This window comes from Donghicola sp. (assembly GCF_025210255.1).
Classification (GTDB): Bacteria; Pseudomonadota; Alphaproteobacteria; order Rhodobacterales; family Rhodobacteraceae; genus Donghicola; species Donghicola eburneus.
On the sequence record NZ_JAOARZ010000044.1, the window covers coordinates 170346 to 183998 of the forward strand.

A 13653-nucleotide genomic window follows, 5' to 3' on the forward strand; every position below is an offset into this window, starting at 1 on the left:
GGGCAGTTCGGGGTTCGTGCAACCAGCAACCCCGTTTCAGGATCGGGAGCCCCAGGGAGCGAGGCCCTTACTGGTAGCCCTCGGGGAAGGGATCGGGCTCGACCAGATCATCGGTCTCGAACACCACTTCGTACTGGCCATTCGCCATCGCCTTGCCGACGCGGGTCTTGGACCAGAGGTGATGGTTTGGGTGGACTTTGACGTAGCCTTCGGGCGCCGATGTCAGCTCAATGCCGGGCGACGCTTCGCGGACCTTGTCCACATCAAAGCTGCCCGCTTTTTCGACCGCTGCTTTCCACAGCCACGGGCCAAGGTAGGCCGCCTGCGTCACGTCACCGATTACCATGTCGTCACCCCACATCTCTTTGAATGCGGCCACGAATTCTTGGTTGTTCTCGTTCTCCAGCGACTGGAAGTACTTCATGCAGGCATAGGCGCCTTCGATGTTCTCGCCGCCGATGCCGCGGATTTCGTCCTCGGTGACCGAAATGGTCAGCAGAACGGGGCTTTCCTTGGTCATATCGATGCCCGCAGCCTTGAGCTGTTTGTAAAAGGCCACGTTCGAACCACCCACAACGATCGCGTAGATCACGTCGGGCTTCTTCAGTTTGATCTTGTTGATGACCGAGTTGAACTGGGTGTGGCCCAGCGGATAATACTCTTCGCCGACGACCTTAAGGCCCAGCTTTTCAATGTGCTTGCGGGCGATCTTGTTCGAGGTGCGCGGCCAGATGTAGTCCGAGCCGAGCAGGTAGAAGCTCTTTGCGCCCTTCTCTTTGGTCACCCAATCGATGCCTGCGATGATCTGCTGGGTGGCTTCCTGACCGGTGTAAATCACGTTGGGCGACTGCTCTAGGCCTTCGTAGAAGGTGGGGTAGTAGAGCATGCCGTTGTACTGTTCGAACACGGGCAGAACTGCCTTACGGCTGGCCGAGGTCCAGCAGCCCATGACCGAAGCGACGTTGTCGTTCACCAAGAGCTTCTTGGCCTTTTCCGCAAAGGTCGGCCAATCGGATGCGCCATCTTCTTGAATGTATTCGATCTTGCGACCCAGAACGCCGCCTTGCGCGTTGATCTGGTCGATCGCCAGCTTTTCCGCCTGCACCGAACCGGTTTCCGAGATCGCCATGGTGCCGGTGACCGAGTGCAGGATGCCCACAGTCACGGTGTCATCGGTGACGGCCAGTCCGGTCGTATTGACCGCATCGGTCGGATAATCCTGCGCTTTTAAGTTCTTGGGCAGAAACAATGAGGCCGACAAAGCGGCGCCACCGGCTAAGATTGCGCGGCGGCTGACGTTCATATTCGGGGAGTTTTTGGTGGATTTGGTCACAGTGCCCTCCTTGTTGGCTTAATTCTTGAGCAGGGTTTCGATCCGCTCTTGCCCACAAGGCTGACAAAGTTTTCTGCGCCGCAGTATACGTCAAATAACGTATATGAGTGCGCGTTTTTCCCCCTATGCTGATCTCCCAAGGGAGCGTGGGACAAAAACGCAAGTTTGTAATTCATCTTTTTGCACCCAGTAACACTGGGGCAATTCGTTTGAATGCAGAGCATCGAGGATGTGTCCTGCGCCACTGTTGAGTACAGAGTGAAAGAGGCGCATTTTCATGCACTTGCCATACAGCGCCACCGGAGGCCGCAGAAGCTACAACCGGTGGGTCGCCAATGAGACCATGGAAGATTTCGCCCTGCGCTACACCGCACGGCGGGCGCGGCGTTGGGGCTCTGACCGGATCGCGAACACAGCGATCGGCTCGATTTCGTTCCTCGCGCTCGAGGCAATCGGGGGCACCATAACACTCACCTATGGGTTCGATGCTGCACTTGCAGCGATCTTCTTGGTGGGGCTTCTGCTGTTTCTGACAGGCCTGCCCATCTGCTACTACGCAGCCCGCTACGGGGTGGACATTGACCTGCTCACCCGCGGCGCGGGCTTTGGTTACATTGGGTCAACAATCACATCCCTGATCTACGCTAGCTTCACCTTTATCTTTTTTGCCCTCGAAGCTTCGATCCTCGCCTTTGCGCTGGAATTTTGCTTCGGACTTCCAGTCTCCTTGGGCTATTTGGTGTCAGCGTTGATCGTCATTCCGCTGGTGCTGAACGGCTTTTCCAAGATTTCGGCATTTCAGACATGGACCCAACCGCTGTGGATCGGACTGCACATCCTGCCTTTTGTGATCCTGCTGTCCCAAGGGGTAGATTGGTCCTACTGGACCAGCTTTGGCATCGATCCCGACGCTTCTGGGCTGAACTGGCTGTCTGTCGGCTTTGCCTCGGCGATTGTGTTCTCTCTGTCGGCGCAAATCGGTGAACAGGTGGATTTCCTTCGGTTCCTGCCAGAACCCAAGGACCGCAAGAGCCGCATCCAATGGTGGGCCACCCTACTGACCGCAGGCCCCGGTTGGTCCATCATAGGCGTGGCCAAGATGCTGGCGGGCTCGTTCCTGACCACCTACGCAATCCTCCAGGGCGAAACCGTCGAGGCCGCCACCGACCCCACCCACATGTACTTTGTTCTGTTCGATCTGGCCTTCCGCTGGGAATGGTTGGCCGTGGGCGCGACCGGCCTGTTCGTTATTCTCAGCCAGCTAAAAATCAACGTGACCAATGCGTATGCGGGCTCGATCGCGTGGTCGAATTTCTTTTCTCGTCTCAGCCATTCACACCCGGGTCGGGTGATCTGGCTGGTGTTCAACGTCGCCATTGCAGTCATGCTGATGGAGCTCGGGGTCTTTGCCGCCATCGGGCATATTCTAGGCCTCTATTCCCACGTGGCCGTCGCTTGGATCGGGGCGATCACCGCCGATCTTGTGATCAACAAGCCCCTCGGCCTCAGCCCCAAAGGGATCGAGTTCCGCCGCGCGCATCTCTACGACATCAACCCCGTGGGCGTCGGGGCCATGCTGACAGCGGTGGTGCTATCGATCCTCGCCCATAGCGGCATGATAGGCCTGATGGCAGAGGCTTATTCTGCCGGCATCGCCTTGGTCACGGCACTTATCAGCTCGCCCGTGCTGGCCGCCCTCACCCGCGGCAAGTACTACATCGCGCGCCCCGTACCAGAGGCACACTCGGCCCACGAACAAACCTGCTGCGTCTGTGAATACAGCTTTGACCCCGAAGATATGACTGACTGCCCGTTCTACGCGGGACCGATCTGTTCGCTCTGCTGCACGTTGGACAGTTCGTGCCGTGATACGTGCAAACCCCACGGGCGGCTGGACACCATGGTCAGCGGCACCATGCAATCAATCTTGCCGGACCACCTATTTCGCGCCCTGACCTCCCGGCTGTCATTGTTCCTATTTGCCGCATCGGTCCCGGCTGCGGTCTTTGGCGGGCTGCTGCTGATCATACGCTCTCATGCGGCCAGTCCCGATCTAGATGCGATCATGACGCTGATCTTTTGTTCAGTGCTGGTTTGTATCGGAATTATCACGTGGACGCTCATTCTAGCACGCGAAAGCCAGCACAAAGCGCGGGACGAGGCAGACTTGCAAACCCAACGCCTGCTGCGTGAAATTCGCGCCCACGAGCGCACGGACGCCGAACTCCAGCGCGCGATGGAAAAGGCAGAGGCCGCCAATCTGGCCAAGACTCGCTACATGGCCGGGATCAGCCATGAGTTGCGCACGCCGCTAAACGCCATCTATGGCTATGCGCAAATTCTAGAGGGCGACAGCTCCCTCCCAGTCCGTCGCCGCGATGCGGCCAAATCCATCCGCCGCAGCTCTGAACATCTGGCGGGGCTGATTGAAAACCTGCTGGATATCTCCAAGATCGAGGCAGGCCGTCTGGAAATCTCTCGCGACCGGATCAACTTGCGGTCTTTCATGGCGCAGGTGACCTCGATCTTCGAAGGGCAAGCCAAGGCCAAGGCGCTGGATTTCCGCATCACAACCCGTGGCAACATCCCCACATGGGTCGACTGCGATGAAAAGCGTCTGCGTCAGATCATCATAAACCTACTCTCGAACGCCTTTCGTTACACCGATCAGGGCCGTGTGGACCTAGAAGTCGCCTACCGCAACGAGGTCGCCACGATTACCGTTTCTGACACGGGCATCGGCATCCCCGAAGACCAAATCCACCGCATCTGGAAACCCTTTGAGAGGCTATCGCGCGCGGGCGCGGGCGGCTCCGGTCTGGGGCTGACGATCACGCGCCTCTTGGTCGAAATTCTGGGCGGCGAGATCAAAGTCGAGAGCGAAGTCGGCGTTGGCAGCCGTTTCACACTGCGCTTGATGCTGCCATCGGTCCAGCCCTCGGTCATCTCTCATCTTCCTGATGTCCCAGACACACCACGCGTTCACGCAACCGGCTACGTCGGTCCCCGCAAAGCCATTCTGGCGGTGGATGACGATCTGGATCACCTTGCCCTGTTGGAAACACTGCTCAAACCGATGGGCTTCTTGATCCAATGCCAGCCCAGTCCCGTAACCGCGCTGGCCAGCCTAGAGGACGTGGTGCCCGATCTGTTTATTCTAGATATCGACATGCCAGAAATGGATGGCTGGAGCCTCGCCCAAAAGCTGCGGGACGATCCGAAATTCCGGTCGACCCCGATCCTGATGGTCAGCGCCCATGCCCTAGAGGCGCGACGTCAGGTACAGCGCGAGGGTCTATTTGACGCGTTCATCGTTAAACCCTACTCGCTCGAGGACTTGCTGCTGCGCATTGCAGAGCTGCTGCGCGTGCCCTTGCTCAACGATACCGCACCCGTCACGGCTGACCCGCCCCCTGCCGCAATTCCAACGGAAACCTACGAACGCATTCGCGATCTGGCCCATTTGGGGCACGCCGCCCCCTTGCGACGCATCATCGACGATCTGGATGGCGGAACGGACCGTACCGCTCGCAAGCTCCGTCAGATGATGTCCGAATTTGACATGGCGGGGATCGCTCAATGCGCAGAGGAGGCGCTGTCTCATGACGCTTAAAACCGCTCAGGCCAACGCTTTTGGAACCCGCGCCATCGCCTTGGTGATCGACGACGCCCCCGAAACCCTAGGGGTGATTTCCGAAGCGCTCGAGGCGAACGGCATGACGGTTTTGGTGGCGCGCAGTGGCGCCGAAGGGATCGCGCTGACCCACCGTGTGCAGCCCGACGTGATCCTGCTGGATGCCCAAATGCCAGAGATGGACGGGTTCGAAACCTGCCGCGCCCTGAAATCCAGTCCGGGATCGACGGATGCGCCTGTGATCTTCATGACGGGGCTGACCGATCCGGAATACATCCTCAAGGGGCTACAATCGGGCGGGGTCGACTACATCACCAAGCCTGTGGTTCTGGATGAGTTGATCGCCCGCATCATCACGCATGTGCTGAATGCTCGGGCTATTTCGTCGGCACGGCGCGCGCTGGATCAGACAGGGCAATCGCTGCTGGCCTTTGACAAATCGGGGCGGTTCAGTTGGGGCACGCCAAAGTCACTGGGGCTGGCCGACACAAACGAAGAGGCCCGACACCTGCTGGCCGACACCCCGCCAGATGTGTTCAGGAAATGGCTTCTCTCATTGGGCCATACGGCGCTCTCTCACTCGGCTCCCCTGCACCTGGGCCCCTTGGTCCTGAAGTACGTAGGCACCGCCAATGACCAAACGCTGATCGAGGTGCACGAAGCTCAGGGCTCCTCGCCCGTCGCGCCATTGATGCAAGCGCATGGTCTGACGGAACGCGAGGCCGAAGTGCTGCTTTGGCTCAGTCAGGGCAAAACGAACAAGGACATCGCAGAAATACTTAGCCTGAGCGCCCGCACGGTGAACAAGCATCTAGAGCAGATTTTCTACAAGATGGGCGTGGACAACCGGACCTCTGCGGCGGTAATAGCGGACCGCCTGCTGCACAGAGCGTGACGCGCCTCAGGCCTTGGGCAATTCGATAACAAAGACCGCACCGCCCTGTCCGCCCGGATCGACGCACGTAACTGTCCCATCCAGATTACCGATCAAGCGGCGCACAATGGTCAGACCCAACCCCGAAGAGTCCGGACGCCGCTTGCCATCGCCTGTGTCAAAAGGTTTGAATATCCGCTCTCGAAGCGCTGCGGGGATGCCCCGCCCATTGTCGCGGAAGTGGATGCTGTAAAGACCGGCAGCTTCTGTTACCGAGACTGTGATCTGCACATTGCCATCTTCGGACGCATTGATCGCGTTCTCGACCAGATTGTCGAACACACGGGCCAAAAGCAGACGGTCGGTTTCGATCACCATCGGACCATCTGTCTGCACGTTAATCCGGCATCGATCCGCAAACCGCCGTTCCACGTCATGCAGGAAATCGGTCAGGGCCATCGGCTCTTTCTGGACCAAGGCCACACGGGCCGAGAGGAAGTCCGTGAACGACAGGCTCAGCTTCTCGAGGCGAGTCAGGTTGTCCAGAATGCGGTCCTTCAGATCCTGATCGGTCAGACCCTTGGCCTCTTTCAACTGGTCCCACATCTTGGTGACAGTTCGCACATTTCGGATCGGCGACTTCAGATCATGGGCCAAGGACGAGCGCATCAGCGAAATCTCGGCTTCTTGGGATTCCATGATTGTCTGCGCCGCGACCAAATCCGAATTCCGCGCCTGTAGTTTCTGGTTTTTGCTTTGTGCCAGTCGTGCCCGCTCCACCGCGAAAACGATCACGATGAATGCTAGAATACGCGTAAAGGCAAATCGCTGCCCCCAGACGTAGGCTTCAATCAACGCCTCACCCGAAATCGGCACTGACAGTGTCCAATCGCGGCTGATTGCACGAATGGTGCTTTGAACGTGGAAGTCTTGCGCGTTGCCCTTGGCGAAAACCAACTGCTCGCCCTCTGTGACGGAATAGGCAAACGTGTCTCCCACCTCTCTGGAAATCTCAGAAAACAGGGCTTCTAGATTCAGGGCATTCCCCAGAAGTCCGATAGTCTGCCCATCCCTGACGATGGGCGCGACCATAGCGACTTGCGCCTTCGTCAGACCAAATTCAAAGGGGGCGGACACAGTGACCTCTTGGGTCTCGGCAGCTTGCAACAAGGTTTCTTTGCGCACTGGACTGAAATCCAGTCCGACCTCTTTGACCATCGGCAGCAGGGCCGCCGGAGAGGCTTGCATAAATCGGAAATTTTCGTCCATCCAGCCAATGCCAGAAAGGCTATCGAAGCCAGTAACATAGTTGTCCGCATCACTCTGCCATGCTGCAATGTCTGGATAGGCGCCCACAGCGATGCGATCGGCCATCCGGTCCAAGGCTTCGGCCAGATTGGCCAGTTCGTTTTCGATCCGATGCGCGGAAATCTCGGCCAGTGTGCGGGCGCGAGAGGCTTCTACGTCTAGCATCGTGTCCATAAACACGCGCCGCGCGGTCAGTGCCCCCGCGCTGGTGATCAAGGCCACAGCCAGCAAGATCAAAAGGGTCCTGCGGGTGGTGTCCTCTGGGTAGCGCAGCCGATCCAGATACCCATTTCCCGCGACGATCAGCACCAAGAGCGCCGAAAAGAGCGGCATCGCGTCGGTTCTTACCTGCAAGACCCCTGATGGCGGCGCGATGAAATGAAAGACGATGCTGATCAAGGCAAAGGCGCTCACAGACACCAAGGATGCAACCCCAAGCCCGAAGGCAAAGCTCACTCGTGTGAATTTGGTGGTCATGTGGCGCGAGAACCAAAGCAAATACGCCGTGAGCGGGAAAACAATGGAATGGGCGCGGAAGTCTTCGAGATCTGCGATGTCCTTGCTGAGCAGCATTAAGATCGCGGCCAAAAGGTTCAGCGCGGCAGCGGCGTGCAGCACGGCAAGCCTCTTGGTCACATGCTCTTGCGGCTTCCAGAAAGCCTGAGCGACCAAGAGAGCAATAGTGACAAAACACACCAAAATATCGAGCGCGCTGTGCGGCATCATCACCAGCAACTCGCCCATCGCAAGCGCCGCTGCGATCAGGGCCAAGCCCTGTATCAGACGTGCTTTGAGTTTGCCGAAGTTCATGCGCTCTTCCATCGTGACAAGTCATTGACCCGGCACTGCGCCGGAATGGGGAACAGAGCACTGATGAAACCGAATGCAGCCGCCGCGCCACAGTGACCCGCAAAATACACACTTTCAGGAGGTTCGGACTACCATGACAGCCTGCTTATCGAAAGCTGGTCTATCTAATTCCCGTTCTAGTGCATCATTAGATTAGGCCAACCCTGCAGCCCGCATCGCCGCAAAGGGCCGCAAGCCTTTGCGGCGATGCGGCCCAATAATATCGCGATGCGTGAACAGGTTAGCCGTGTTCCAAAATGCGCCCTAAAAAGTCACGCGTGCGTTCATGTTGCGGACTGCCGAGAACCTCGGCTGCGGGGCCTTCTTCCAAGATCAGGCCGCCGTGCATGAACAGCACCCGATCTGCCACCTCTCGGGCAAAGCCCATCTCATGGGTTACGACCAGCATGGTCATCCCCTCTTCGGCAAGTTGGCGCATGGCGGCCAACACCTCGCCTACCAATTCCGGATCAAGAGCCGAAGTGGGCTCGTCAAACAGGATCGCCTCGGGTCGCATGGCCAGCGCGCGCGCAATGGCGACGCGCTGTTGTTGTCCGCCGGACAGACGGTCAGGATAGGCATCAGCCTTGTCCGCCAATCCGATACGCGCCAAAAGCTCTCGGCCATAAGCTTCGGCCTCGGCACGAGGTTCGCCTTTGACGTAGATCGGACCTTCTGTGACATTTTCGAGCGCTGTGCGGTGCGGAAACAGGTTGAACCGTTGGAACACCATGGTCACGCGCGTGCGGATGTCGCGGATGGACTTGCGCTCTGCCTCGACCAATCTGTCATCCACGCGGATCGCCCCGCCTTGGTAAACTTCCAGCCCGTTGACACAGCGCAGCAGCGTTGATTTTCCGGATCCCGACGCGCCGATCAGGCAGACGACCTCGCCCTTTTTTACGGTCAGGTCGATGCCCTTCAGGACCTCAAGATCACCATAGCTTTTGTGTAATCCTTGGATGTCGATCATTTCTTGCCGAACCTCCGTTCAAGCCAGGATGCCAGAATGAACAGCGGCACCGACAATGTCAGATAGAGCCCTGCCACCAGCGTGTAGACGGTCAGGTTTTCAAACGTGGACGCTGCCAGCATTTTCGCCTGAAACGTCATCTCGGCCACGGTGATGACAGAGGCCTGCGAGGTATCCTTGAGCAACATGATCATTGTATTGCCATAGGGCGGCAGCACCGTGCGGAAGGCTTGGGGTAGGATCACGCGACGCATGGTCATTCCCCAGCCCATGCCAATCGACTGTGCCGCCTCGATCTGGCCATCCTCTACGGCCTCTAGGCCCGCGCGGAAGTTTTCCGCCATATAGCAGGAGTAGGCGAGACCGAGGCCGATGGCCCCAGCCTGAAATGCGGTCAGGTCGATGCCCCAGTCGGGCAAGACAAAGTAGATGTAGAACAACTGGACAAGGATCGGGATGCCGCGCACCACGTTCACAAAGCTGCGCGAGGTCCACGACAGGATCGGATTGCCCGAATACCGCATCAGCGCCAGCACGAGGCCAAAGAGCGTCGCGATCACCAACGCGCAGAACGCGATGCCAACCGTTGTCGCCGCCCCGCGGAGGAGGATGGGCAGGTAAGCCTGCGCATCCGTCAAAAAATTCATCATGGTCTGGGGTGTCCAGCGATCAATCCAGATTCCACTTGGCGATCAAGGCATCCAGCTCTCCGCTCTCCTTGAGTTCGGCCAAGCCAGTGTTGATCCGCTCTAGGAGTTCAGGCTGCTCTTTGGCGATGGCCAGACCCAAGGGCGCGACGAACTGCTGCTCGTAGCCTTCGGCCATCTTGAGCTCAGGGAATTTCCCCTGCCCGATCTGGTAGGCCATGATCGGCTGGTCGGCAAAGCCCACATCAATGCGGCCCAGTTCGACCTCTTTCATAATGTCGGCGATGTTCTCATAGACCTTGATGTCCCCAATCCCTTCGAGCGTTTCAAGATCGGTCAAATATTTGGTGCCCTGCTGGACACCAATGGTCTTGCCCGCCGTCTCTGTCAGACCGGCAGTGTACATGGTGTCATCATCGGCACGAACCACCAGCCCCTCGCCATATGGGAAGATCGGGTCCGAGAAATCGACGACCTCTTTACGCTTTTCGGTGATCGACATCGCAGCCGAGATGATATCGATCCGGCCCGATTGCAGCGCAGGCAGCAAGGACACCCAGTCGGTGGACTGCACGTCGGCCTCGAACCCCGCCTTATCGCCGATCGCCTTGACCACATCGACCATCATGCCTGTGATCTCGCCGCTGGACACGTCCAGAAAAGTAAAAGGCACGCCGGTCGGGGTAGACCCCACCTTGAGCGTTTCGGCCATGGCCGGTAGGGCGCCGAACGCCAGAGCGGCTGCGGTGAGTGCAATCTTGGTGAATGTTATTTCAGTATACCCTGCTGGATGGCCGACCCCATTCATCAAAGGGCGGCGGGATCAGCGTTACGCTTGAACATGCCCTCTGCACGCCAGCTTTGAGCATGCGTCAGGCTATTCAAAATAATGGCGAATATGAGGATCATCTAATCTGGCTGTTGCATATGCATTCAGCAACACCCACGCGGCAATGCACAAAACATCACCCCATTGGGTATACTGAAATGGGATAATTCGCCCCTTCGCGGCGCCACTCGCATTTAAATTTGCCCAAACCTCAAACTCAGTATACCGAATCAAGATATGATCGATCATTCGCTCACTCAGCCTGCACCGACCCAAACCCCGACTCGTGCGGCGGATATCCATGCGCAACTAAAAGACCGCCTGCTGTCCCACCGCTTTCGCATGGGCGATATTTTGCGCGAAGAAGAGGTCGCCTCTTGGTTCGGGGCCAGCCGCTTGCCCGCCCGAGATGCGATGCGCCAACTAGAGCATGAAGGCCTGTTAGAACGTCATGGGCGGCGCTATCGCGTGCGTCTTTATGATTACAAGGCCGTGCAGGTGACCTACCGCATGCGCGCAGCGCTGGAACATTTATCCGTCGATCTGGCGATCGCACATGGAGAGCCAGAGGATTTCGAAGCGCTGGCCCGTCTCTTGGAGCATCAAAAAGAACTGGTAGAGGCTGAAGATCGCGCGCTTTTCTCGGCCAGTGACGCCGAATTCCACCTTGCGCTGGCACGCATGGGCCGCAACCCCACTCTGGTGCAGGAACTGGGCAAGCTGCTGGACCGCGTGCGCCTGATCCGGTCGGACGAGATCGGCAAGGACAACGGCCCCTCTGCGGCCTATGAGGACCACCTGCGGATTCTACACGCCCTGAAACGGGGCGATGCGAACACGGCAAAGGCCGAACTTGACTACCACTACGACACGACCGTGCGCCTGCATGACCAGTCTACAGGGCCCGGCCTTTCCTGACATTTTCCCCAAAGGCCTTTGATATGGATATCGACAAGGACTGCATTCACCGTTTCCCGTCGCTCTGGATGGAGACCGCGTCCGAACCGGATGTTTCGGTTCCTTTGGACGAAGACACCTCTGCCGAGATCGCGATCGTCGGCGAAGGGTTCACTGGCCTGTGCTGCGCCATATCTTTGGCGGATGCGGGGCGTGACGTGGTCTTGATCGATGGCGGAGGACCTGGTTGGGGCGGATCAGGGCGCAATTCGGGGGCTGTCATTCGCGGGTTCAAAATGGGCCGCACGGCCCTCTCCGAACATTTTGGCGAAACAGGCGATGCGATGTTCGAGTTCGGCACCCGCAATGCAGAGATGCTCTATGGCTTGATCGAACGTTTCGGAATCGACTGCCAACTGCGCAAGACGGGCTGGGTTTTGCCAGCCCATAACGCGGCGGGCCTGCGCAGTGTACAGGATCGTCATGCCTCATGGGTCAAAGATGGCGTCACCGGCGTCGAACTCTTGGACCGAGAAGAGACCGCTAAAGCTGTGGGCTCTGACGCCTATATCGGCGGGCTGATCGACCGAGAGTGCGGGGTTCTGCAGCCCTTCTCCTATGCCCGAGGCTTGGCGCGGGCGGCGCAATCCCTTGGGGTGCGGGTGTATGGCCAGACCCGCGTGACGCACAAAACCTACAGTGGCGGGCACTGGTACCTGCAGACCCCTGCGGGCAAAATCAAAGCCAGAACTGTCGTGATCGCCACCGATGCGTGGACGGACAAACTAGAGCCGCGCATGTCCGACCGCATGGTCAGCACCCATTCACAGATCGTTGCAACCGCTTCATTGCCGCCGTCCATCGCAGACAGCCTGTTGCCCGAGGGCCCTTGTGCATCGGACAGTCGCAGGATCCTGCTCTACTGGAACAAAACTCCAGACAACCGGATCGTCTTTGGCACCCGTGGCAAGGTGGACGGGCCCAAGACAGACGGCGACTTCGCCCATGTCGAAAAGGCGATGGTCGCGCTCTATCCAGCGCTCAAAGGTGCAAAGATCACCCATAGGTGGGGCGGCCGGATCGGGCTAACGCGGGACTTCATGCCACGCATTGACCAGCCGGAACCTGGCCTTTGGACAGCGCACGGCTACTCGGGGCGCGGTGTCGCGATGGGCACAGCCTTTGGCCTATTGATGGGAGAAGCGATTGCGGCCGACCGTTTGACCAGCACGCTGCCGGTGCCTGTCGGGCCCGCCCCAGACCTGCCGCCAAAATTCACACACCGTGCTGGGATCGTCGGAGCGACCATCTGGTACAGACTGCTGGATCGCTGGATGTAAAACCCCTTGGACCTGTGCCCTACCCGTTTGCTGCGGTAGCGAAGTCACGGCAGATCGGGTAGTCAGAAAGAAAACAAAAGAGGTCCGAGCATGGTTTCACGCAAATTTACCGTTCTTCTCGCCCTGACGCTTCTCGCCAGTTGTGGGGGCGTTACCTATGATCGCACCGTTGTCCGGGGCGCGGGTCCTGACGAACTTCTCAAGCTGCGCGCAGGACCTGGCTTGGGCTTTCGCGTGGTGCTTGGCCTGCCAGACGGCACAGTGCTGAACAGCCGTGACTGCGTGACTGAGATCGGCCAACTCTGGTGCCGCGTCTCGCTGGCCGATGCACCCCGTATCACCGGATACGTCTCTGCCGACTACATTGATGTGCCCTAAGGCGCAAAGAGGCCCAGCCACAGGCGGCGCAACCCAAGTCTACATCACCGGGCGCCCAACGCCGATCTGAGGCGCGCGAAATCAGGACCAGCCTTCGCGCAATATTGCTCCTGCCCTAAATTGGGCGGGGCTGCGCCCGTTATTCTCCAAGCATCCAGCGACGCCTTGGCGCAAACGCCCTCTTGTAGACGGATCGGCGCGGAATGGAGTACCGTGGATATCTGCGATAGAAGGAGATTGCATCATGTGCCAGGTTTTTGCAGGACAAGACCCAGCTCGCTACACATCAACCACACGCCGCTTGCGCTTGAATGGCCAGAGCACGAGCATCCGGCTCGAGAACGCCTTTTGGGACATTCTGGACCAAATCGCCAAGGCGGACGGCGTTTCGACGCCCGCGTTTATCTCGCGCCTGCACTCCGAGGTGCTGGAGGCACGCGGAGAGCCCGTGAACTTCACCTCGTTACTTCGCACAGCTTGCCTCATTTTTATGGGTCAAAGCAGCGCAACAGCTCATCAAGAGCAAACCCTGGCCGTTGCCGCGGAATAAGGTTTAGAGGCTGAATTTCGCCCAATCTGGCGTGTAGTACA

At 58.5% G+C, this 13653-nt stretch carries 11 protein-coding genes; 6 read left to right on the top strand and 5 right to left on the bottom strand.

Annotated features, from left to right (window positions below):
• Nucleotides 1-67: 67 nt before the first annotated feature.
• Nucleotides 68-1333, bottom strand: coding sequence for an urea ABC transporter substrate-binding protein (gene urtA / locus N4A58_RS20710; RefSeq protein WP_293713312.1), 1266 nt, complete (start codon nt 1331-1333; stop codon nt 68-70).
• Nucleotides 1334-1610: 277 nt separating this feature from the next.
• Between urtA and N4A58_RS20715 the strand changes: the two genes are divergently transcribed.
• Both N4A58_RS20715 and N4A58_RS20720 read left to right on the top strand, forming a co-directional pair.
• Nucleotides 1611-4946, top strand: a complete 3336-nt coding sequence (locus N4A58_RS20715) for an ATP-binding protein (protein WP_293713314.1) — start codon at nt 1611-1613, stop codon at nt 4944-4946.
• Nucleotides 4936-5862, top strand: a complete 927-nt coding sequence (locus tag N4A58_RS20720; protein ID WP_293713316.1) for a DNA-binding response regulator — start codon at nt 4936-4938, stop codon at nt 5860-5862. The genes N4A58_RS20715 and N4A58_RS20720 overlap by 11 nt, the downstream gene beginning before the upstream one ends.
• Nucleotides 5863-5868: 6 nt before the next feature.
• Here N4A58_RS20720 and N4A58_RS20725 read toward each other — a convergent pair whose 3' ends face one another.
• The 4 genes from N4A58_RS20725 to N4A58_RS20740 form a co-directional block, all read right to left on the bottom strand.
• The gene (locus N4A58_RS20725) at nt 5869-7959 is read right to left on the bottom strand and encodes a HAMP domain-containing sensor histidine kinase (RefSeq protein WP_293713318.1); all 2091 of its coding nucleotides are present in this window, start codon (nt 7957-7959) and stop codon (nt 5869-5871) included.
• A gap of 280 nt (nt 7960-8239) precedes the next feature.
• Nucleotides 8240-8971 carry an amino acid ABC transporter ATP-binding protein gene (locus N4A58_RS20730; RefSeq protein WP_293713320.1) on the bottom strand — a complete coding sequence of 244 codons (732 nt, stop codon included), beginning with the start codon at nt 8969-8971 and terminating at the stop codon, nt 8240-8242.
• On the bottom strand, nt 8968-9621 hold the full coding sequence (locus N4A58_RS20735; protein ID WP_293713322.1) for an amino acid ABC transporter permease: 654 nt from the start codon (nt 9619-9621) through the stop codon (nt 8968-8970). Before N4A58_RS20735 ends, N4A58_RS20730 begins: the two co-directional genes overlap by 4 nt.
• A gap of 19 nt (nt 9622-9640) precedes the next feature.
• Nucleotides 9641-10426 carry an ABC transporter substrate-binding protein gene (locus N4A58_RS20740; RefSeq protein WP_293713324.1) on the bottom strand — a complete coding sequence of 262 codons (786 nt, stop codon included), beginning with the start codon at nt 10424-10426 and terminating at the stop codon, nt 9641-9643.
• A gap of 258 nt (nt 10427-10684) precedes the next feature.
• Between N4A58_RS20740 and N4A58_RS20745 the strand changes: the two genes are divergently transcribed.
• The 4 genes from N4A58_RS20745 to N4A58_RS20760 all read left to right on the top strand — a co-directional run bounded on the left by N4A58_RS20745 (nt 10685) and on the right by N4A58_RS20760 (nt 13612).
• Nucleotides 10685-11365, top strand: coding sequence for a GntR family transcriptional regulator (locus tag N4A58_RS20745; protein ID WP_293713326.1), 681 nt, complete (start codon nt 10685-10687; stop codon nt 11363-11365).
• 23 nt (nt 11366-11388) lie between these two features.
• The gene (locus N4A58_RS20750; protein WP_293713327.1) at nt 11389-12684 is read left to right on the top strand and encodes an FAD-binding oxidoreductase; all 1296 of its coding nucleotides are present in this window, start codon (nt 11389-11391) and stop codon (nt 12682-12684) included.
• A 90-nt stretch (nt 12685-12774) separates the two neighbouring features.
• On the top strand, nt 12775-13062 hold the full coding sequence (locus tag N4A58_RS20755; RefSeq protein ID WP_293713329.1) for an SH3 domain-containing protein: 288 nt from the start codon (nt 12775-12777) through the stop codon (nt 13060-13062).
• Between the two features lie 244 nt (nt 13063-13306).
• Nucleotides 13307-13612 (top strand): ribbon-helix-helix domain-containing protein, encoded by a 306-nt coding sequence (locus tag N4A58_RS20760; protein ID WP_072705929.1) that lies wholly within the window; start codon nt 13307-13309, stop codon nt 13610-13612.
• The last annotated feature ends 41 nt before the right edge of the window (nt 13613-13653 follow it).